The sequence below is a fragment of the Burkholderia sp. Bp8998 genome (assembly GCF_003854235.1).
In the GTDB taxonomy this organism is placed as follows: domain Bacteria; phylum Pseudomonadota; class Gammaproteobacteria; order Burkholderiales; family Burkholderiaceae; genus Burkholderia.
The window spans coordinates 17,862-37,885 of sequence record NZ_QTQF01000055.1 but is presented as its reverse complement, the minus strand read 5'-3'; the positions used below and the strand labels follow the sequence as shown (position 1 = coordinate 37,885).

General features: G+C 66.4%; 18 protein-coding genes. 4 read left to right on the top strand and 14 right to left on the bottom strand.

Annotated features, from left to right (window positions below; genetic code table 11):
- From DIE06_RS34130 to DIE06_RS34105, 5 genes are all read right to left on the bottom strand, one after another.
- Positions 1 to 288, bottom strand: a 288-nt coding sequence (locus tag DIE06_RS34130; RefSeq protein WP_185733541.1) for a substrate-binding domain-containing protein, incomplete at its 3' end; no start/stop codon positions are given.
- Positions 289 to 741: 453 nt separating this feature from the next.
- Positions 742 to 2,097 (bottom strand): phosphoglucosamine mutase, encoded by a 1,356-nt coding sequence (gene glmM, locus DIE06_RS34120; protein ID WP_124665183.1) that lies wholly within the window; start codon positions 2,095 to 2,097, stop codon positions 742 to 744.
- 36 nt (positions 2,098 to 2,133) lie between these two features.
- Positions 2,134 to 3,075: a dihydropteroate synthase gene (gene folP, locus DIE06_RS34115; protein ID WP_124665182.1), complete on the bottom strand. Its 942-nt coding sequence runs from the start codon at positions 3,073 to 3,075 to the stop codon at positions 2,134 to 2,136.
- 28 nt (positions 3,076 to 3,103) lie between these two features.
- Entirely contained in the window at positions 3,104 to 4,999 is a 1,896-nt protein-coding gene (gene ftsH / locus DIE06_RS34110) for an ATP-dependent zinc metalloprotease FtsH (protein ID WP_044844894.1), read from the bottom strand.
- Positions 5,000 to 5,165: 166 nt separating this feature from the next.
- Complete coding sequence (locus DIE06_RS34105; protein ID WP_124665181.1) at positions 5,166 to 5,828, bottom strand: RlmE family RNA methyltransferase; 663 nt, start codon at positions 5,826 to 5,828, stop codon at positions 5,166 to 5,168.
- 194 nt (positions 5,829 to 6,022) lie between these two features.
- On the opposite strand from DIE06_RS34105, the gene DIE06_RS34100 reads away from it, so the two are divergent.
- Positions 6,023 to 6,550 (top strand): YhbY family RNA-binding protein, encoded by a 528-nt coding sequence (locus tag DIE06_RS34100; RefSeq protein WP_124665180.1) that lies wholly within the window; start codon positions 6,023 to 6,025, stop codon positions 6,548 to 6,550.
- 58 nt (positions 6,551 to 6,608) lie between these two features.
- Here DIE06_RS34100 and DIE06_RS34095 read toward each other — a convergent pair whose 3' ends face one another.
- The 8 genes from DIE06_RS34095 to gloB form a co-directional block, all read right to left on the bottom strand.
- Complete coding sequence (locus tag DIE06_RS34095; RefSeq protein WP_124665184.1) at positions 6,609 to 7,067, bottom strand: DUF4149 domain-containing protein; 459 nt, start codon at positions 7,065 to 7,067, stop codon at positions 6,609 to 6,611.
- A 14-nt stretch (positions 7,068 to 7,081) separates the two neighbouring features.
- Positions 7,082 to 7,558, bottom strand: a complete 477-nt coding sequence (gene greA / locus DIE06_RS34090; RefSeq protein ID WP_124615873.1) for a transcription elongation factor GreA — start codon at positions 7,556 to 7,558, stop codon at positions 7,082 to 7,084.
- A 118-nt stretch (positions 7,559 to 7,676) separates the two neighbouring features.
- Positions 7,677 to 10,943, bottom strand: a complete 3,267-nt coding sequence (gene carB, locus DIE06_RS34085) for a carbamoyl-phosphate synthase large subunit (RefSeq protein ID WP_124665179.1) — start codon at positions 10,941 to 10,943, stop codon at positions 7,677 to 7,679.
- A gap of 49 nt (positions 10,944 to 10,992) precedes the next feature.
- Positions 10,993 to 11,652 (bottom strand): leucine efflux protein LeuE, encoded by a 660-nt coding sequence (gene leuE, locus DIE06_RS34080; protein WP_124665178.1) that lies wholly within the window; start codon positions 11,650 to 11,652, stop codon positions 10,993 to 10,995.
- Positions 11,653 to 11,689: 37 nt separating this feature from the next.
- Complete coding sequence (gene carA, locus DIE06_RS34075; RefSeq protein ID WP_124665177.1) at positions 11,690 to 12,835, bottom strand: glutamine-hydrolyzing carbamoyl-phosphate synthase small subunit; 1,146 nt, start codon at positions 12,833 to 12,835, stop codon at positions 11,690 to 11,692.
- Positions 12,836 to 13,197: 362 nt separating this feature from the next.
- Positions 13,198 to 14,430, bottom strand: a complete 1,233-nt coding sequence (locus DIE06_RS34065) for a nitrate/nitrite transporter (RefSeq protein WP_124665176.1) — start codon at positions 14,428 to 14,430, stop codon at positions 13,198 to 13,200.
- Positions 14,431 to 14,589: 159 nt separating this feature from the next.
- Complete coding sequence (locus tag DIE06_RS34060) at positions 14,590 to 16,161, bottom strand: transglycosylase SLT domain-containing protein (RefSeq protein WP_124665175.1); 1,572 nt, start codon at positions 16,159 to 16,161, stop codon at positions 14,590 to 14,592.
- Positions 16,162 to 16,312: 151 nt separating this feature from the next.
- On the bottom strand, positions 16,313 to 17,119 hold the full coding sequence (gloB, locus tag DIE06_RS34055) for a hydroxyacylglutathione hydrolase (protein ID WP_124665174.1): 807 nt from the start codon (positions 17,117 to 17,119) through the stop codon (positions 16,313 to 16,315).
- Between the two features lie 18 nt (positions 17,120 to 17,137).
- On the opposite strand from gloB, the gene DIE06_RS34050 reads away from it, so the two are divergent.
- The 3 genes from DIE06_RS34050 to dnaQ are packed head-to-tail and all read left to right on the top strand — an operon-like array spanning position 17,138 to position 19,168.
- Complete coding sequence (locus DIE06_RS34050) at positions 17,138 to 17,950, top strand: class I SAM-dependent methyltransferase (protein WP_124665173.1); 813 nt, start codon at positions 17,138 to 17,140, stop codon at positions 17,948 to 17,950.
- A complete protein-coding gene (rnhA, locus tag DIE06_RS34045; protein WP_124601428.1) occupies positions 17,947 to 18,390 on the top strand; it encodes a ribonuclease HI in 444 nt (147 codons plus the stop codon). Before DIE06_RS34050 ends, rnhA begins: the two co-directional genes overlap by 4 nt.
- Positions 18,391 to 18,433: 43 nt before the next feature.
- Entirely contained in the window at positions 18,434 to 19,168 is a 735-nt protein-coding gene (dnaQ, locus tag DIE06_RS34040) for a DNA polymerase III subunit epsilon (protein ID WP_124615892.1), read from the top strand.
- Positions 19,169 to 19,202: 34 nt separating this feature from the next.
- Here the strand turns inward: dnaQ and DIE06_RS34035 are convergent, their stop codons facing one another.
- Positions 19,203 to 19,535: a YnfA family protein gene (locus DIE06_RS34035; RefSeq protein ID WP_124665172.1), complete on the bottom strand. Its 333-nt coding sequence runs from the start codon at positions 19,533 to 19,535 to the stop codon at positions 19,203 to 19,205.
- Positions 19,536 to 20,024: the final 489 nt, after the last annotated feature.

Here is a 20,024-nt window from a genome sequence, read left to right as displayed (position 1 = left end):
CACCGTCGGGAACTGGAACAGGCCTTCCTTCGCGAGTTCTTCATCCTTCAGCGGAGCGTCCGAACCGGCAAAATCGACCGTCTTCGCATTGATCTGCTTCAGGCCGCCCGACGAACCGATGCCCTGGTAGTTCACCTTCGCGCCGCCGGACTGCTGGTAGTCGGCAGCCCATTTCGTATAGATCGGCATTGCGAACGTGCTGCCTGCGCCCGTGATGTCGGCAGCGTGCGCGGCGACTGCGAAAAGCGCGCCAGCCAAGCCGGCAATCGCGGTTTGCATCAATTTCATGAGACCTCCAGTGTGTGAGCGGATGACTACGGCACCGCGAAGGTTAGGGGCTCCTCATGACGATAATGTGACAATCGATGAAACTGGCGTGACAGTAACATGACTGGTTGAAAGGGTGTATCGGGCCCGGTTCGGGCGGCCGCGCAGGCATGGCGCGGCGGGGTCGACGGCAAGAATTGCCGGTCGGAAAAGGACGGCTCGAGTACCCTCCGACTCGAGGGTGCGAGCGAATCGTATCGCGGCACGCACGGGCTGGAAAGTCCTTGCCGCAGCCGCCACGATTCAGGGTCGAAGTATTTCTTTGATCGGACGAAATCCGCGTCGAAATCGCCCACTATTTAATAGCGCAAACCTTTGCGTCTGACGAATTGCGGCGCCCGCAGGCGCCGCTGTCGATCACCGGAGAAGCGGTGCGCGCACGGCCGAACCCTCGCGCGCCGTCACCGTTCCGGCTCAGCTCGTCGCCACGCGCACCGCGTCGGCGATCGCTTCCGCGTGACGGGTCGCGTCGACCGCATGCTGCGCCTCGACCATCACGCGCAGCACGGGCTCGGTGCCCGATGCACGGATCAGCACGCGGCCATGGCCGGCCAGCGCGCCTTCGGCCGCGTCGATCGCCGCGCGAATCGATGCGTTGCCCTTCCAGTCCGCGCCCGGCTTCATCCGCACGTTGATCAGCTTCTGCGGGAACAGCGTGACGCCGTCCAGCATTTGCGCGAGCGTGCGGCCGCTGCGCTTGAGCGCGGCCAGCACGAGCAGCGCCGATACGATGCCGTCGCCCGTCGAATGGCGGTCGAGCGACAGGATGTGGCCCGAACCTTCCGCGCCGAGCTGCCAGCCGCGCTCGCGCAGCTGCTCGAGCACGTAGCGGTCGCCGACCGCCGCGCGCACGAACGCCACGCCCTCGCGCTGCAACGCGACCTCGACCGCGAGGTTCGTCATCAGCGTGCCGACCGCGCCGTCGACCTTGCCGGCGGTCGCGATCCGGTCCTTCACGAGCACGTAGAGCAACTCGTCGCCGTTATACAGCCGGCCCGTCGAATCGACGACCTGCAGGCGGTCCGCATCGCCGTCGAGCGCGATGCCGAGGTCCGCATGGTTCGCCCGCACCGCACGCACCAGCGCATCGGGCGCCGTCGCGCCGACACCGTCGTTGATGTTGAAGCCGTTCGGCGCGACACCGATCGGGATCACGTCCGCGCCGAGCTCGTGGAACACGTGCGGCGCGATCTGGTACGCGGCGCCGTGCGCGCAGTCGATCACGAGCTTCAGCCCGCGCAGGTCGTAGGCGGCCGGGAACGTGCTCTTGCAGAACTCGATGTAGCGGCCGGCCGCGTCGTCGAGGCGGCGCGCCTTGCCGAGCCGGTCCGACGATGCGCATTCGAGCGGCTTGTCGAGCCACGCCTCGATCGCGGCTTCGGTATCGTCGGGCAACTTGTTGCCGTCCGCGGAGAAGAACTTGATCCCGTTGTCCTGATACGGGTTGTGCGATGCGCTGATCACGACGCCGGCCGACAGGCGCAGCGCACGCGTCAGGTACGCGACGCCCGGCGTCGGCATCGGGCCGGCCAGCATCACGTCGACGCCGGCCGCCGAGAAGCCGGCCTCGAGCGCGGCCTCGAGCATGTAGCCCGATACGCGCGTGTCCTTGCCGATCAGCACCGTCGGACGCGCACCCGCCGCGACGTCGGCCGTGCCGGCCAGTACCTTGCCGGCTGCATAGCCGAGACGCAACACGAAATCAGGCGTGATGGGCGCCTCGCCCACCGTGCCGCGAATGCCGTCCGTGCCGAAATATCGACGTCCCATGGCGAACCTTCCTCCTTCGTCTTTCTGACTTCTGACTTATCGTTGCCGCGCGGCTTCGCGCACGGCGTTCCAGACCTTCAGCGCATCGACCGTCGCCGCGACGTCGTGCACGCGCACGATCGCGGCGCCGCGCGCGACCGCGCACATCGCGGCCGCCACGCTCGCCGCGACGCGTTCCATCGGCGGCTTGCCGCCGATCACCGCGCCGAGCATCGACTTGCGCGACATGCCCGCGAGAATCGGATATGCGCGCCCGTCGGGCCGCGCGGGTGCCGTGTCCGGCAACGCGGCCAGCAGCGCGTAGTTGTCGTCGACCACCGTCTTGCCGAAGCCGAAGCCCGGATCGACGCAGATCCGTTCCGGCGCGACGCCCGCATCGCGCAGCGCCTGCGCGCGCGCGGCGAGAAAGTCGCGCACGTCGGTCACGACGTCGCCGTAGTCGGGCTCGCCGACCTGCATCGTCTGCGGCTCGCCGAGCATGTGCATCGCGCACAGCCCGCTGTTGCCGTCGCGCACCGCATCGATCGCGCCCGGCTGGCGGAACCCCCAGATGTCGTTGATCAGGTCCGCACCGGCAGCGAGCGCCGCGCGCATCACGGCCGGCTTGTAGGTATCGATCGACAGCGGCACGTTCAGCGGCCGCAGCGCTTCGACGAGCGGGATCACGCGCGCGAGTTCCTCGTCGAGCGGCACGGGCGGCGCGCCGGGACGCGTCGACTCGCCGCCGATGTCGATCAGGTCGACGCCTTCGGCGATCATCCGCTCGGCCTGGCGCAGCGCATCGTCGCGCACGAGGAAGCGGCCGCCGTCGGAGAACGAATCGGGGGTGGCGTTGAGAATGCCCATCACGAGCGGGCGTTCGAACGTCAGCGAAAAACGGCCGCACTGGAGCGGTGCGGGAATGGATGCTGAAACTGCGGAATCGGGCACGGGCGGGAGGTGTTGATGAATGCAAAACGGGCCGGTGTGAAGCCACACCAGCCCGTGTACGATGCTGTAGCGGAGGTCAGGCCGGCGAAGCAGGCGCCGGCGCGTTGCCGGGCTTCACTTCTGCCGTGGTGCCGCCACCCGACGAATCGCCGCCGACAGCCGGCGAGCTCTTCGGCGAGCGCGGCGGACGCCCTTCCATGATGTCGTTGATCTGATCGGCGTCGATCGTCTCCCACTCCATCAGCGCGGCCGTCATTGCCTCGACCTTGTCGCGGTTCTCTTCGAGCAGGCGGCGTGCAAGGCCGTACTGTTCGTCGAGCACGCGGCGGATTTCGCCGTCGACCTTCTGCTGCGTCGCTTCCGAGATCGTGCGCGTGAAGCCGCGGCCGAACGGGCCGTTGTCGCTCTCGTCGTCGACATAGACCATCGGTCCGAGCGCATCGGTCATGCCGAAACGGGCCACCATCGCGCGCGCCGTCTGCGTCGCCTTGTTGAAGTCGTCCGACGCGCCGGTGCTGATCAGGTTCAGGAACAGTTCCTCGGCCACGCGGCCGCCGAACAGGATCGCCAGTCGGTCGAGCAGGTAATCCTTCGAGTACGTCTCGTTGTCATGCTCCGGCAGCTGCCACGTGACGCCCAGCGCGCGACCGCGCGGGATGATCGTGACCTTGTGCACCGGGTCGGCCTTCGGCAGCAGCTTCGCGATCACCGCGTGGCCCGACTCGTGGTAAGCCGTCGCGCGCTTCGCTTCCTCGCGAATCACCGCCGACTTGCGCTCCGGACCCATGAAGATCTTGTCCTTCGCGTCCTCGAAATCCTGCATCTCGACGATGCGCTTGCCGCGGCGGGCGGCGAACAGCGCCGCTTCGTTCACGAGGTTCGCGAGATCGGCGCCCGAGAAGCCCGGCGTGCCGCGTGCGATGACCGCTGCGTCGACGTCGTTCGCGATCGGCACCTTGCGCAGGTGCACGCGCATGATCTGCTCACGGCCGCGGATGTCCGGCAGGCCGACATAGACCTGGCGGTCGAAACGGCCCGGACGCAGCAGCGCCTTGTCGAGCACGTCGGAACGGTTGGTCGCGGCGATCACGATCACGCCCGAGTTCGCCTCGAAGCCGTCCATCTCGACCAGCATCTGGTTCAGCGTCTGCTCGCGCTCGTCGTTGCCGCCGCCCATGCCGGCGCCGCGATGACGGCCGACCGCGTCGATTTCGTCGATGAACACGATGCACGGTGCGTGCTTCTTCGCCTGTTCGAACATGTCGCGCACACGGGCCGCGCCGACGCCGACGAACATTTCGACGAAGTCGGAACCCGAGATGCTGAAGAACGGCACCTTCGCTTCACCGGCGATCGCGCGGGCGAGCAGCGTCTTGCCGGTACCCGGAGGGCCGACGAGCAGCACGCCGCGCGGAATGCGGCCGCCCAGCTTCTGGAATTTCTGCGGATCGCGCAGGAAGTCGACGAGCTCGGACACTTCTTCCTTCGCTTCGTCGCAGCCCGCGACGTCGGAGAAGTTCACCGCGTTGTTGTTCTCGTCGATCAGCCGCGCGCGCGATTTCCCGAACGAGAATGCGCCGCCTTTGCCGCCCCCCTGCATCTGCCTCATCATGTAGAACCAGAACACGATGATCAGGATCGTCGGCCCGAGGTAGTACAGCGCGGACATCAGCGCGTTCGGCTCGTCGTCGGCCTTGCCGCTGACCTGCACGCCATACTTCATCAGATCGCCGACCATCCAGATGTCGCCGGGCGACACGATCTGGTATTTCTGGCCATCAGCCGGAGTGACGGTGAGGTTGCGCCCCTGAACGATGACGTTCTTGACCTTGCCGTTCTTGGCGTCGTCCATGAACTGCGAATAGGACACGCCTTCCTGGACGCGGGGCTTGTCGAACTGCTTGAACACCGTAAACAGCACCAGTGCGATCACCAGCCACACTGCTGCCTTCGAAAACATATTGTTGTTCAAAGCACCACTCCTTCACTCGTAGACGAGCGCCTACATTTTCCTTGCGGCGCTCCTCGGTCATTCTAATCCAGTCCGACCACCCCTGCCATAAGCATTGACAACCGCTGCGATAGCGCTTCGCTTGTCTGGCAAGGGCCGGAGCCCGTTTGCGGCACCCGGCCCCGCGTCAACGCGGATGCTTCAGATGCCGACCCAAAATGAACGTTTCGGACGATTTGTCGCGGGACGCCTTCGGCTTGCGCGGCGCGACGGTCTTAAACTGCTGTTTGAACTTTTCGACGATCTGGCTGTAGCCGCTGCCGTGAAAACATTTCACGAGCAGCGCACCATCCGGCTTCAGATGGTTCTGCGCGAATTCGAGCGCCAGATCGCACAGATGCTCGATGCGCGCCGCGTCCGCCGAGGCCACGCCGGAGAGGTTGGGGGCCATGTCGGAAATAACAAGGTCCACCGAGCGACCTTCGAGCACTTCTTCGAGCTGGTGGAGGACGTCATCCTCGCGGAAATCGCCCTGGAGGAAGTGGACGTCGGCGATCGGCTCCATCGGCAGGATGTCGAGCGCCACGATCGTGCCGTCGATGCCGCCTTCGCGCTCCGCGTCACGCTTCTTGCCCTGCGCGAGCTTGTTGCGGGCATACTGGCTCCAGCTGCCCGGGGTCGCACCGAGGTCGACGATCACCTGGCCCGGACGGATCAGCTTGTCCTGCTCGTCGATTTCCTTCAGCTTGTACGCGGCACGCGCGCGATAGCCCTCCCGCTGCGCCATTTTGACGTACGGATCGTTGATGTGGTCGTGCAGCCAGTGCTGGTTAAAGCGGTTTTTTGCCATTCGAGAGAGAGATTGCTGCTATTTGCTTCGTGAAGCCGTGCTTTTGGCGGATAATACGCGTCTTCTTCGCGCGGCTACGGCCCCTTCCGGGGCCCAAGCCGCGATTTTACGTGGTTTCGGCGCGCGGCTGATGCGGTAACTTCCCGCGATTCGCTTTTGATGCAGCGCGCCCCTATTTAGATTTCGACATTTCCATGCCCGCCCTTTCGCTTTCCCCCGCCGAGCGCTCCGCGCTGCGCTCCCAGGCCCATGCGCTCAAGCCCGTCGTGCTGATCGGCGCCGAAGGGCTCACCGACGCCGTGCTGAAGGAAATCAAGGTGCACCTCGCCGCGCACCAGCTGATCAAGATCCGTGTGTTCGGCGACGAGCGCGACGAACGCGTCGCCATTTACGACGAGATCTGCGACCGCCTGAGCGCGGCGCCGATCCAGCACATCGGCAAGCTGCTGGTGATCTGGAAGCCCGAGGCAGCCGTGGCGGCCCCGGCCCGCGGCCGTCGTGCCGGCACGCTGCCGAGCGCGGCCGAAGCCGTCGACGACAAGAAAGGCCGTGCACCGCGCACCGTCAAGGTCATCAAGGTATCGCCGAACGCGAGCCCCGTGCGTCGCCCGAAACCGACCAAGGTCGTCGTGCGCGGCAACGAGCGCGTGACGGCGGGCGGCACGGTGAAGCGTGCGAAAAAGCGTCAGGCCAGCACGAAGCGGCCGCACCAGGGCAAGTAATCCTGCCGCGCGGCACGGGGCATCCCGTGCCGCTCCGCCCGCGTGCCGCCCGGGCCGTTCAGGCGTCGTGCGCCGGCAGACGCCAGATCAGCATCAGCCCCAGCACGCTCTCGACGAGATAGAACAGGCTCGAGACGCCGTGCAACATCCCGAAGCGGCTCGCATACGGCGAGTTCGCGATATCGGTGCCCGCCTCCATCGCGGCCACCCGCAGCGCGTTCATGAACGGCTGCAGCGCAAAATATCCGACCAGCACGCACGCGACCATCGCCGCGACGATCCAGCGCACGCGACGATAATCGCCGCTGCCGCGCCGCACCTGCTGGTTCGACAGCGCGAGCAGCAGCACGCCGCATACGACACCGAGGATCGCCTCGATGCGAAACAGCTGGCCGGCGACCGTGCCGGCCGTCATCCGCTCCAGCGTCTTGAACAGCACGGGTGCGACCGCATACCCGATCGTCAGCAGGCTGCCGACCCACACGGCCGACAGCAGACGGAACACGCGATGCGGCATCACGTCGCCCCGCTTCAGATGTAGCTGACCGAGATGATTTCGTACTCGCGCACGCCGCTCGGCGCCTGCACGGCCGCGACGTCGCCTTCGGACTTGCCGATCAGCGCGCGTGCGATCGGCGAGCTGACCGAGATCAGGCCGTGATCGATATCGGCTTCGTCGTCGCCGACGATCTGGTACTTGACGGTGTCGCCGGACTCGAGATCCTCGAGTTCGACCGTCGATGCGAAGACCACGCGGCCTTCGGCGTCGAGCACCGTGGGATCGATGATCTGCGCGGCGGACAGCTTCGATTCGAGTTCCGCGATGCGACCCTCGATGAAGCCCTGCTTTTCCTTCGCGGCATCGTATTCGGCGTTTTCGGACAGATCGCCCTGTGCGCGGGCCTCCGCGATCGCGTTGATCACGGCCGGTCGCTCGACGGACTTGAGGCGCTGCAATTCATCGCGCAGGAGTTCTGCGCCACGCTTTGTCAACGGAATAGTGCTCATAAACGACTCAATCGCTAAAAACGGCTACAAAAAAAATCACCGCGATTAAGCGCATTTCCGGCGGACCGGAAACGCCGCTTAATCGCGGCACGTGTTGCTTCGACAGGTAACTGACTGCTTAGTTTAGGCGAGCGTGAAGACCTTGTAAATCATAGACTTCCAGATCCTTCAGGTAGCGCAAGCCTTCGACGGCCGCGCGCGCGCCCGACATCGTCGTGTAGTACGTGACCTTGTGCGCCTGCGCGCTCATGCGGATCGAACGCGAATCGGCGATCGCCTGGCGCGTCTCGTCGACCGTCGTGAACACGAGTGCGATCTCGCCGTTCTTGATCATGTCGACGATGTGCGGACGGCCGTCCTTCACCTTGTTCACGACCTTCACCGGCACGCCGGCCGCTTCGATCGCGGCAGCCGTGCCCTTGGTCGCGACGATCGGGTAGCCGAGATCGTGCAGCATGCGCGCGACTTCGACGGCCTTCGGTTTATCCGCATCCATCACGGTCAGCAGCACCGTGCCCGACTCCGGCAGGCGCGAACCGGCCGCGAGCTGCGACTTGAACAGCGCCTCGCCGAACGTCTGGCCGACGCCCATCACTTCGCCGGTCGAACGCATTTCAGGCCCGAGGACCGGATCGACGGTCGGGAACTTGACGAACGGGAACACCGCTTCCTTCACGCTGAAGTACGGCGGCTCGACTTCCTTCGTCACGCCCTGCTGCGCGAGCTTCTGGCCGACCATCGCGCGCGCCGCGATCTTCGCGAGCGGCAGGCTGGTCGCCTTCGACACGTACGGCACCGTGCGCGATGCGCGCGGGTTCACTTCGAGCACGTAGATGATGTCCTGCTTCGAACCGTCCGCCGAATTTGCGTCGGCAGGCACCTGCTGGATCGCGAACTGCACGTTCATCAGGCCGACCACGTTCAGCGCCTTCGCCATCGCGCCCGTCTGGCGCTTCAGCTCGGCCACGGTTTCCTTCGACAGCGAGTACGGCGGCAGCGAGCATGCCGAGTCGCCCGAGTGGACACCCGCCTGCTCGATGTGCTCCATCACGCCGCCGATGAACACCGACTCACCGTCGCAGATGCAGTCGACGTCGCATTCGATCGCGTCGTTCAGGAAGCGGTCGAGCAGCACCGGCGAATCGTTCGACACCTTCACGGCCTCGCGCATGTAGCGCTCGAGGTCGCGCGGCTCGTGGACGATTTCCATCGCGCGGCCGCCCAGCACGTACGACGGGCGCACGACGAGCGGATAGCCGATTTCGGCCGCCAGCGCGAGCGCTTCGTCTTCGGCGCGCGCGGTGCGGTTCGGCGGCTGGCGCAGGCCGAGGTCCTGCAGCAGCTTCTGGAAGCGTTCGCGGTCTTCGGCCGCGTCGATCATGTCCGGCGACGTGCCGACGATCGGCACGCCGTGCGCCTCGAGGTCGAGCGCGAGCTTCAGCGGCGTCTGGCCGCCGTACTGGACGATCACGCCGACCGGCTTTTCCTTGTCGACGATCTCGAGCACGTCTTCCAGCGTCAGCGGCTCGAAGTACAGGCGGTCGGACGTGTCGTAGTCGGTCGACACCGTTTCCGGGTTGCAGTTGACCATGATCGTTTCGTAGCCGTCCTCGCGCATCGCGAGGGCCGCATGCACGCAGCAGTAGTCGAACTCGATGCCCTGGCCGATCCGGTTCGGGCCGCCGCCCAGCACCATGATCTTCTTGTTGGTGGTCGGCTGCGCCTCGCACTCGTCCTCGTAGGTCGAGTACATATAGGCCGTTTTCGTCGCAAACTCGGCCGCGCAGGTGTCGACACGCTTGTAGACCGGACGCACGTTCAGTTCGATGCGGCGGCGGCGGACGTCTTCCGGCGTCGCGCCGAGCAGCTTCGCGAGGCGGCGGTCGGAGAAGCCGCTCTGTTTCAGGTAGCGCATCTCGTCGAACGTCAGCGATGCGAGCGTGCGGCCCGACAGCGCCTTTTCCTTCAGGATGATCTGCTCGATCTGCTCGAGGAACCACGGATCGATCGCGGTTTCCGCGAAGATTTCCTCGGCCGTCATGCCGATGCGGAATGCATCGCCGACGTACCAGATGCGGTCCGGGCCCGGCTCGTGGATCTCGATCGCGATCTCGTCGCGGTCGGTCGACTTCTCGTCGAGACCGTCGACGCCGACCTCGAGGCCGCGCAGCGCCTTCTGGAACGATTCCTGGAACGTGCGGCCGATCGCCATCACTTCGCCGACCGACTTCATCTGCGTGGTCAGGCGCGAGTCGGCTTCACGGAACTTCTCGAACGCGAAGCGCGGGATCTTCGTGACGACGTAGTCGATCGTCGGCTCGAACGACGCCGGCGTCTGGCCGCCGGTGATCTCGTTCTTCAGCTCGTCGAGCGTGTAGCCGACCGCCAGCTTCGCCGCGACCTTCGCGATCGGGAAGCCGGTCGCCTTCGACGCGAGCGCCGACGAACGCGACACGCGCGGGTTCATCTCGATGACGACCATGCGGCCGTCCTTCGGGTTGATCGAGAACTGCACGTTCGAGCCGCCCGTGTCGACGCCGATCTCGCGCAGCACCGCGAGCGATGCGTTACGCAGGATCTGGTATTCCTTGTCGGTGAGCGTCTGCGCCGGCGCGACCGTGATCGAGTCGCCGGTGTGCACGCCCATCGGGTCGAGGTTTTCGATCGAGCACACGATGATGCAGTTGTCGGCGCGGTCGCGCACGACTTCCATCTCGTATTCCTTCCAACCGAGCAGCGATTCCTCGATCAGCAGTTCGCGCGTGGGCGACAGGTCGAGGCCGCGCCTGCAGATCTCTTCGAACTCTTCACGGTTGTACGCGATGCCGCCGCCCGAGCCGCCGAGCGTGAACGACGGGCGAATCACGACCGGGTAGCCGCTGCCGCCGGTGAGCGCCATGATCTCGGCATGCACCTGGGTCGCTTCTTCCATCGAGTGCGCGACACCCGACTTCGCGGAACCGAGACCGATCTTGGTCATCGCGTCCTTGAACTTCTGGCGGTCTTCCGCCTTGTCGATCGCTTCCGGCGACGCGCCGATCAGCTCGACACCGAACTTCTCGAGCACGCCGTGGTGGTGCAGGTCGAGCGCGCAGTTCAGCGCGGTCTGGCCGCCCATCGTCGGCAGGATCGCGTCCGGACGCTCCTTCTCGATGATGCGTGCAACGACTTCCCACGTGATCGGCTCGATGTACGTGACGTCGGCCGTGTTCGGGTCGGTCATGATCGTCGCCGGGTTGCTGTTGACGAGAACGACCTTGTAGCCCTCCTCACGCAGCGCCTTGCATGCCTGTGCGCCCGAGTAGTCGAACTCGCACGCCTGGCCGATGATGATCGGGCCCGCGCCGATGATGAGGATGCTTTTGATGTCTGTGCGTTTTGGCATGGCTTGTGAATTCAATAAGTAATCGTTGTCGTGGGTCGGCCGGCCGCGCTCAGCTCATGGTGGCGAGCGCGAGCTTCACCGAGAAGCCGATGAACAGGCCGCCCACGCTGCTCGCCGCGCCCGCCGCGAGCCTGCGGCGGCGGCGGAAATGCTCGGCGAGCCGCGCGCCCGCGAAGATCAGCGTGCTCAGGTACAGGAAGCTCGCGCATTGCGCGATCGCCCCGAGCACGACGAACGACAGCGCGGGATGCGGGAATGCCGGATCGACGAACTGGATGAAGAACGAGATGAAGAACAGGATGGCCTTCGGATTCAGCAGGCTCACGATCAGCGCCTTGCGCAACGGCCGCTCGCCGTCGACCGCCTGCGGGGCATCGACGGGCGCATCGCCGCGCGCGCGCAGCTTGCGCCACGCGCTGCGCAGCATGCCGGTGCCGATGTAGAGCAGATACGCGGCGCCGCCGTACTTCACGACGGAGAACAGCAGCGGGTTCGCCTTCAGCAGCGACGCGACGCCCGCGGCGGACAGCACCATCAGCACCGTGTCGCCGATGAACACGCCGCAGGCCGCGCGATAGCCCGCCTTCACGCCGCGCTGTGCGGCGAGCGACAGCACGTACATCGAGTTCGGCCCCGGCAGCAGGATGATGAAGATCACGCCGAACACGTAGGTCCAGATATCCGTGATGCCGAGTGCGTGGCCGAACATGATGCGAATCTCCCGTTCTTCGGTTGCGTCGGTTGCGTCAGGCGTTGCGCTGCTTCGCAGCGTCCATCAGTGCGGTGAATCGGTCGAACAGATAGCCGATGTCGTGCGGGCCCGGCGACGCTTCCGGGTGGCCCTGGAAGCAGAACGCCGGCTTGTCGGTCAGCTCGAAGCCCTGCAGCGTGCCGTCGAACAGCGACACGTGCGTCACGCGCGCGTTGGCCGGCAGCGAATCCGCGTCGACCGCGAAGCCATGGTTCTGCGACGTGATCACCACGCGGCCGTCGCCGAGATCCTTCACCGGGTGGTTCGCGCCGTGGTGGCCCGTCTTCATCTTCAGCGTCTTCGCACCGACCGCGAGGCCCATGATCTGGTGGCCGAGGCAAATGCCGAAGGTCGGCACGCCGCGCTCGATGAACTGCTTCGTGGCCGCGATCGCGTAGTCGCACGGCTCCGGGTCGCCGGGGCCGTTCGACAGGAAGATGCCGTCCGGATTCAGCGCGAGCGCGTCGGCCGCGCTCGCCTCGGCCGGCAGCACCGTCACGTGGCAGCCGCGCTCCGCGAGCATGCGCAGGATGTTGTACTTGACGCCGAAGTCATACGCGACGACGCGGTACTTCGGCGCTTCCTGCATGCCGTAGCCGCTGCCGAGGCGCCATTCGGTCTGCTTCCACTCGAACGGCTTCGTGGTCGACACGACCTTCGCGAGATCCATGCCCGCGAGGCCCGGGAACGAGCGCGCGAGTTCGATCGCCTTCGCCTCGTCGTCCGAACCGGCCAGGATGCAGCCATTCTGCGCGCCCTTGTCGCGCAGGATACGGGTCAGCTTGCGGGTATCGATGCCGGCGATCGCGACGACGCCTTCGTCGCGCAGGTAATCGCCGAGCGTGCGGTCCATGCGGAAGTTCGATGCGAGCGTCGGCAGATCACGGATGATCAGGCCGGCGGCATGGACTTTCGTGGCTTCGACGTCTTCGGCGTTGACGCCGACGTTGCCGATATGCGGGTAGGTGAGCGTGACGATCTGACGCGCGTAGCTCGGATCAGTCAGGATTTCCTGATAGCCGGTAATCGCGGTGTTGAACACGACTTCACCGATCGTATGGCCTGCGGCCCCGATCGAATAACCACGAAAGACCGTGCCGTCGGCGAGTGCAAGCAAGGCGGGAGAAAAAGACGGCAACACGGGAGGCTCCTTGGGGAACACCCTGCTGCCGACCTGTTTACCCTGCCGCGCGAGCGCCGCGCTGCGTAGGCGCGCGTCAGTCGCTAGCTGGACGCGACCTGCATTGTCGAGACGCGAACCCGGCGCGTGGCGCACGAGGCTTCGCGGCATCGCCCGACAGGCGGCGTGCGGCGGATGAACGGGATGAGTGAGGTAGGCGCTAGGGTGCGAGGTTGATCAGCACAAACTTTCAAATTATAGCCCGAAAATGGCCTTATCTTCAATCGATATGGCCGCACGATCGCGCATGCGGCACGTGTGATGCCGCGGCATCACACGCGGCACTCGTGGCTGCGGCCCCGTTTCCGCGGCCGCCCTACCCGTCAGCGTACCGCTGGATCAACGTGCTTGCCAGCGCTGCGCGCGGGCCACACGGACCAGACCGCGCTCGCGAGCTGCAGCGCGAGCAGCACGCTCCACGCGGTCATGTGCGCGGCGGCCGGATAATGACCGCCGACGGCCGGCCAGCGCGCCAGCACCGCACCGATGCCGATCTGGAACGCAAAGATCAGCACGAAGATCACGAGCGTCAGCGTCGTGTTCGCGCGCCCGATCAAGTGTGCCGGGAAGTGACCGGCCAGTACCGCATAGGTCAGGATCCCGACGCCGCCAAACATCCCGTAGGCCGCCCACAACACGGCCGGCGGCAGCGGCACGCGCGCGACGATCGCGGCCTGCGTGGCGACGAACAGCGTCATGCCGACGCCGCAAAATGCCTGGACGGACACGCCGCGCCGCTCGAGCACGCGTGCCGCCGCACCGAAGCCGACGCAGCCGGCCATCATCGCGAAGCCGAGCACCGACACGAGCCGCGCGGCGTGCTGCGCGTCGAACCCCTCGACGTCGCGCAGGTACGGGCCGACCCATAGCGACTGCATCGCGTAGAACACGCCCTGCGTGACGATCGAGAACGACGAGATCTTCCAGAACGCGCGGCTGCCCAGGATGTGCCACGTGCCCTTGAACTGGCTGACGAGCCCGCCCTGGTGGCGCGGCCGCTCGGCTTCCGGCGCACCGAAGCCGATCGCGGTCGCGACGACGATCGTCAGACCCGCGAGGCCGCCGCAGATCACGCGCCAGCTCGTCACGCCGAGCAGCCAGGTGAGCGGCGAGCCGACCGCGACGCCGCCCAGGCCGCCGACGGCCATCACGAGACCGTTGACGAGCGGCAGCCGGCCGACCGGAAAATGCTGGGCGAGCGCCTTGAACGCCGCACCGAGACACACCGATACGCCGACGCCGATCAGGAGCCGGCCGACCATCATCGTGCCGAGGTCGTGCGCGATGCCGAACACGGCGGCGCCGGCCGCAGCGAACAGCAGCATCCCGGCCGTCACGCGGCGCGGGCCGAAATGGTCGAGCAGCACGCCGGCGGGAATCTGCGCGCCGGCGAAGCCGAGGAAATAGAGGCTGGTGAGCAGCCCGAGATCGGCGGCCGACAGCCCGAGTTCGCGCGTGACGAACGACGCGAAGCCGAGATTGACGCCGCGGAACACATACGACACGAAATATCCGACCGCGAACAGCGCGAGCACCCTCACCTGCACCGACGACATCGCCTCTCCTTGTGATCCCGGGCCCCGCGAAGCCGCGACCCCGCTGCCGCGCACAAACGAAAACGCCGTCACCTCGGTGACGGCGTTGCTACGCGTTTCGTCGGATGATAACGCAATCGCGCGGCCCTGCCCGGCCAACGCGCTGCGATCGCGACTGCGTTACTTCTTCTTGCCCTTGTGCGCAGCGGCCTTCGGTTCCGCCTTCGCAGGCGCAGCCTTCGCCGTGCGGGCCGCCGGCTTCGCGGCACCGTGCTTCGCGCCGCGCGACTTGCCGCCGACCGACAGGCTCGCGCGCTCGATATGCGCGCCGGCGGTCGACGTCGCGATCCGCTCCGGACCCGGCTCGGCCGGCACCGCGCGGCCGACCGGCACGTGCAGCACGAGCGCCTGGCCCGGCATCGCGAGATCGCGATGCGTGCGGTTCCATGCCTTCAACTGCGCGACCGACACGCCGTAGCGGCCGGCGATCGCCGCCATCGACTGCTTGCGACGCACGCGGATCAGCATCTTGCGCGTGTCGGGGACGTCGGGCTCCATCGCGAGCACGCCGTTTTCCGCGACGTCTGCGCTGATGTCCTCGTCGTCGTCATCGCCGCGCGGCACGACGATCGTCGAGCCCGGCTTCAGGCGCATGCCGGCCGGAATCTTGTTGACCGACATCAGCGTATCGGCGTCCACGCCGATCTTCTCGGCGATCGCGGCCGGACGCGCGCGCTCGCTGACCGTATAGGTGGTCCACGTCGACAACTGGCCGTTGTAGGCCTTCAGGTTCTTCTCGAACGCCGCCGCGTTGTCGAACGGCAGCAGGATCTGCGGCTCGGTCGCGCCGAGGATCACCGGCTTCGAGAACGACGGGTTCAGCGAGCGGAACTCGTCGAGCGGCAGGTTCGCGAGCTTCGCGGCCACCGCCACGTCGATGTCGCGCGCCGTCGTGACCGTCACGAAATACGGGTGGTTCGGGATATCCGGCAGCGTCAGGCCATACTGCTGCGGGCTCGCGATGATGTTCTTCACCGCCTGCAGCTTCGGCACATAGTTGCGCGTCTCGTTCGGCATCCGCAGGCTCTGGTAGTCGGTCGGCAGGCCGGCCGCCTGGTTGCGCGCGATCGCGCGCTGCACGTTGCCCTCGCCCCAGTTGTACGCGGCCAGCGCCAGATACCAGTCGCCGAACATGTCATGCAGGCGCGACAGGTAGTCGAGCGCGGCGCTCGTCGACGCGAGCACGTCGCGGCGCTCGTCCTGCCACATGTTGCGCTTCAGGTTGTACGTGCGGCCCGTGCCCGGCATGAACTGCCACATGCCGGCCGCCTTCGCGACCGACAGCGCCTGCGGGTTGTACGCGGATTCGATGAACGGCAGCAGCGCGAGCTCGGTGGGCATGTGGCGCGCCTCGAGTTCCTCGACGATGTGATACAGGTACTTCTGCGAGCGCTCGGTCATGCGCTGCACGTAATCGGGACGTTGCGTGTACCAGGTCGTCTGCATGTCGACGAGGTCGCTCTGCAGGTCGGGCATCTGGAAGCCGCGACGAATGCGACCCCATAGATCGGAGTCTGCACTGGTCAGGTCGCCGACGGATTGCTTGTCGACGTCGACAGTTTCTTTGGCGGTGGCTGATTTACGGAGGTAGTTGGACGTCGCCTGCGAATCGGCGGCGTTGTTGGCGACAGGCGCCTGGCTCGCACAAGCGGCGAGCAGCAGGACCACCATCGCACTCAATATAAGTCGCATGAAAATCTCGGCTTCCGACGGCTGGAAATTGCTGGCGATACTACGGAAGTGCGTGCTTCACGTCAATAAAAACACCGAAAACTCAGTGAAATCCTACGTTTGGAGCAATTTTTACAGATGCCACCTGAGGTTTGGAGTCCTCCGAAAATCGTCATCGGAACCGGTTTTTCCACTCGCGCATCAGCGTGAATGCCGCCAGACGATCCGGCACCGTTTCGTGCAGCTCCGCCTCGAGCGTCGCATGAATGGCCGCGCTGTCGGCCCGCATGAACGGGTTGACGGCACGTTCGTGCGCGATCGTGGTGGGCAGCGTCGGCACGCCGCGCGCGCGCAGCGCCTGCGCGTCGTCGCGCCAGGCGGCGAGCGCCGCATTGCCCGGTTCGCACGCGAGCGCGAAGCGGATGTTCGACAGCGTGTATTCATGTGCGCAATGCACGTGGGTGTCGCCGGGCAGCGCCGCGAGCGCGTCGAGCGACGCGAGCATCTGCGCGGGCGTGCCTTCGAACAGGCGACCGCAGCCGCACGAGAACAGCGTGTCGCCGCAGAACACGTGAGGCGTGGCGGCGCCCCGCCCGGCTGCCTGGAAATAGGCGATGTGGCCGCGCGTATGACCCGGCACGTCGAGCACGTCGAACGTGAGCGCCGGTGCGTCGAGCGTCACGCGATCGCCGCCTGCGAGCGGCCGCGTGACCACGCCGATCGCCTCGGCCGCCGGGCCGTAAACAACGAGCGGCACATCGTCCGGTTGGCCATCGCGCAGCGCCGCGACACCGCCGACGTGGTCGGCGTGATGGTGCGTGAGTAAAATAGCGGTCAACCGCCAGCCGCGTTCGGCAAGAACACGGCGTACCGGCGCGGCTTCACCCGGATCGACGGCGATCGCATCGCGGCCGTCCGAGACGAGCCAGATATAGTTGTCTTCGAATGCCGGCACCGGCACGTATTCCAGCTCGTTCATGGGCGCGCAATCATCGTTATGTCCGATCCACAAATTATAGACTGGCCCGCCTGGACCGACTCGCCGCCCGGCCGCTACGTGCTGGACTGGGAGCAGGCGCAGCTCGACCGGATCGTGTCCGACGTATTCGGGTTTCACGCGCTGCAGCTCGGCCTGCCGCAGCTCGACGCGCTGCGCGAGAACCGCATGCCGTATCGCGGCCTCGTGCTCGATCCGGCGAGCGGCGCGAGCGCGCCCTACCAGTATCCGTGGGCGCGCGAGGCACACGCGCCCGAACATGCGCCGGCCGATCGGAGCACGACCTGGTGCGACCTGCTCGACCTGCCGTTCGAGTCGCAAAGCGTCGACCTGATCGTGATGCCGCACACGCTCGAATTCACGTCCGACCCTCACCGCCTGCTGCGCGAGGCCGAACGCGTGCTGATGCCGGAAGGCCAGCTCGTGATCACCGGCTTCAATTCGCTGAGCCTGTGGGGGATGCGGCAATCGTTCGGGCGCATGGCGAACCGCCCGTTCGTGCCGGCCGCGCGCGACCAGATCGCGTTCATCCGGCTCAAGGACTGGATCAAGCTGCTCGGCTTCGATCTCGAGCGCGGCCGCTTCGGCTGCTACCGGCCGCCGCTCGTCACCGACAAATGGCTTGCCCGCTACGGCTTCATGGAAGCCGCCGGCGACCGCTGGTGGCCGATCTTCGGCGCCGTCTACATGGTCACGGCCGTCAAGCGCGTGCGCGGCATGCGCCTCGTCGGCCCGATCAAGATGAAGAAGCCCGTGCTCGCGCCGGGCCTGACGCCGGCAGCCACCCCGACCACCCATCAAGAACACTCATGACCACCGACACCATCGACATCTATACCGACGGCGCCTGCAAGGGCAACCCCGGCCCTGGCGGCTGGGGCGCACTGCTGCGCTACGGCGACCGCGAAAAGGAGCTGTTCGGCGGCGAGCCCAACACGACCAACAACCGCATGGAACTGATGGGCGTGATCGCCGCGCTCGAGGCGCTGAAGCGGCCGTGCCGCGTGATCGTCCATACCGACTCGCAATACGTGCAGAAAGGCATCAGCGAGTGGATCCACGGCTGGAAGAAGAAAGGCTGGATCACCGCATCGAAAACCCCGGTGAAGAACGCCGACCTGTGGAAGCGGCTCGACGCGCTCGTCGCGCAGCACGAGGTCGAGTGGCGCTGGGTGAAGGGCCACGCGGGCCACCCCGAAAACGAACGCGCGGACGCGCTCGCGAATCGCGGCGTCGAATCGCTCGCGGCCTGAACGCCGGCCGCCCCGCCCACCTGTCTTTCCCGATTTATCCGACATGCGCCAGATCATTCTCGATACCGAAACCACCGGCCTGAACCCCCGCACGGGCGACCGCCTGATCGAAATCGGCTGCGTCGAGCTGCTGAACCGGCGGCTCACCGGCAACAACCTGCACATCTACGTGAACCCCGAGCGCGACAGCGATCCGGGCGCACTGGCCGTGCACGGCCTCACGACCGAATTCCTGAGCGACAAGCCGAAGTTCGCTGAAGTCGTCGACCAGATCCGCGACTTCGTGAAGGACGCCGAGCTGATCATCCACAACGCGCCGTTCGACCTCGGGTTCCTCGACGCCGAATTCGCGCGGCTCGACCTGCCGCCGTTCACCGAGCATTGCGGCGGCGTGATCGACACGCTCGTGCAGGCCAAGCAGATGTTCCCCGGCAAGCGCAACTCGCTCGACGCACTGTGCGACCGGTTCGGCATCAGCAACGCGCACCGTACGCTGCACGGCGCACTGCTCGACTCGGAGCTGCTCGCCGAGGTCTATCTCGCGATGACGCGCGGCCAGGACAGCCTCGTGATCGACATGCTCGACGACGCAGGCGCCGACGGCGGCGCGGCGAACGGCCAGCGCGTGTCGCTCGCGTCGCTCGACCTGCCGGTGCTCGCGGCGAGCGACGACGAACTCGCCGCCCACCAGACCCAGCTCGACGAACTCGACAAGTCGGTCAAGGGCACCTGCGTGTGGCGCAAGTCCGCCGACGCGGACACCGCCGAAGCCGCCTGACGCGGCATGTCACACGCCACGCCTGCGGCCGCGCTTACACGCGCGGCTGCAGCGCGATGACGGCCATCCCGCCCAGCGCGAGCGCCGCGCCCACTCCATCCCAGCGGGTCAGCGCGATGCCGTCGACCACCCGCAGCCAGATCAGCGCGACCGCGATATACACGCCGCCGTATGCCGCATACGTGCGCCCCGCCGCGCTCGGGTGCAGCGTCAGCAGCCACGCGAACAACGCGAGCGACAGCGCGGCCGGCACCAGCAGCCACCCGGGCCGCCCACCCTTCAGCACGAGCCACGGCAGGTAGCAGCCGACGATCTCGGCCAGTGCAGTGACGGCGAACAGCGCCGCAATCCTGATCAATTCGGTCATCCGGTTCCTCGCAGATTCGGTCCCCGCCCGGCGGGCCGCGCGACCCCGCCGCGCGCCGCCGATCATACCGGAGCCGGCCCCGCCGGAACCGCCGCCAGACGGGGGATTCCGGGTAATTTGCACGATCGTCTGCCATCGTGCTATCATGTCGCCTGTTTCAACATTCAATCTCTGTCTATTCGATTTCGAAAGATTCCCGTCCGCGCATTGCGGACCGGTGCTTCGACCGAAATTGCATCCACAGGAAAGCCCGCCCGACAGGCCCGCTTTTCTCGTTTCGTTGCCCCTCCGGGGCGCTTGCCGGAACGCCGGACCCCGTCCGCACCGGCATCTGCCGCTCGCATCACGCGGCCCCTTCTTCATGAGCGCACCGTCGCGACGGCCCATCGGGCCCGCGTCGAAGCAGTCCCTTATGGCCCCTTGCCGCCTCATGTGCAGTAAGCGCTTAATGGCCTGCCCCGACGCATCGCACACGACATCGCGCTCGCC

Coding starts and splice junctions, on each gene's coding strand:
- glmM (WP_124665183.1), bottom strand. CDS start 2,097: ATGGGACGTCGATATTTCGGCACGGACGGCATTCGCGGCACGGTGGGC.
- DIE06_RS34065 (WP_124665176.1), bottom strand. CDS start 14,430: ATGTCGTCGGTGCAGGTGAGGGTGCTCGCGCTGTTCGCGGTCGGATAT.
- rnhA (WP_124601428.1), top strand. CDS start 17,947: ATGACCACCGACACCATCGACATCTATACCGACGGCGCCTGCAAGGGC.
- DIE06_RS34100 (WP_124665180.1), top strand. CDS start 6,023: ATGCCCGCCCTTTCGCTTTCCCCCGCCGAGCGCTCCGCGCTGCGCTCC.
- carB (WP_124665179.1), bottom strand. CDS start 10,943: ATGCCAAAACGCACAGACATCAAAAGCATCCTCATCATCGGCGCGGGC.
- DIE06_RS34105 (WP_124665181.1), bottom strand. CDS start 5,828: ATGGCAAAAAACCGCTTTAACCAGCACTGGCTGCACGACCACATCAAC.
- DIE06_RS34095 (WP_124665184.1), bottom strand. CDS start 7,067: ATGCCGCATCGCGTGTTCCGTCTGCTGTCGGCCGTGTGGGTCGGCAGC.
- greA (WP_124615873.1), bottom strand. CDS start 7,558: ATGAGCACTATTCCGTTGACAAAGCGTGGCGCAGAACTCCTGCGCGAT.
- DIE06_RS34035 (WP_124665172.1), bottom strand. CDS start 19,535: ATGACCGAATTGATCAGGATTGCGGCGCTGTTCGCCGTCACTGCACTG.
- dnaQ (WP_124615892.1), top strand. CDS start 18,434: ATGCGCCAGATCATTCTCGATACCGAAACCACCGGCCTGAACCCCCGC.
- DIE06_RS34060 (WP_124665175.1), bottom strand. CDS start 16,161: ATGCGACTTATATTGAGTGCGATGGTGGTCCTGCTGCTCGCCGCTTGT.
- gloB (WP_124665174.1), bottom strand. CDS start 17,119: ATGAACGAGCTGGAATACGTGCCGGTGCCGGCATTCGAAGACAACTAT.
- leuE (WP_124665178.1), bottom strand. CDS start 11,652: ATGTTCGGCCACGCACTCGGCATCACGGATATCTGGACCTACGTGTTC.
- DIE06_RS34050 (WP_124665173.1), top strand. CDS start 17,138: ATGTCCGATCCACAAATTATAGACTGGCCCGCCTGGACCGACTCGCCG.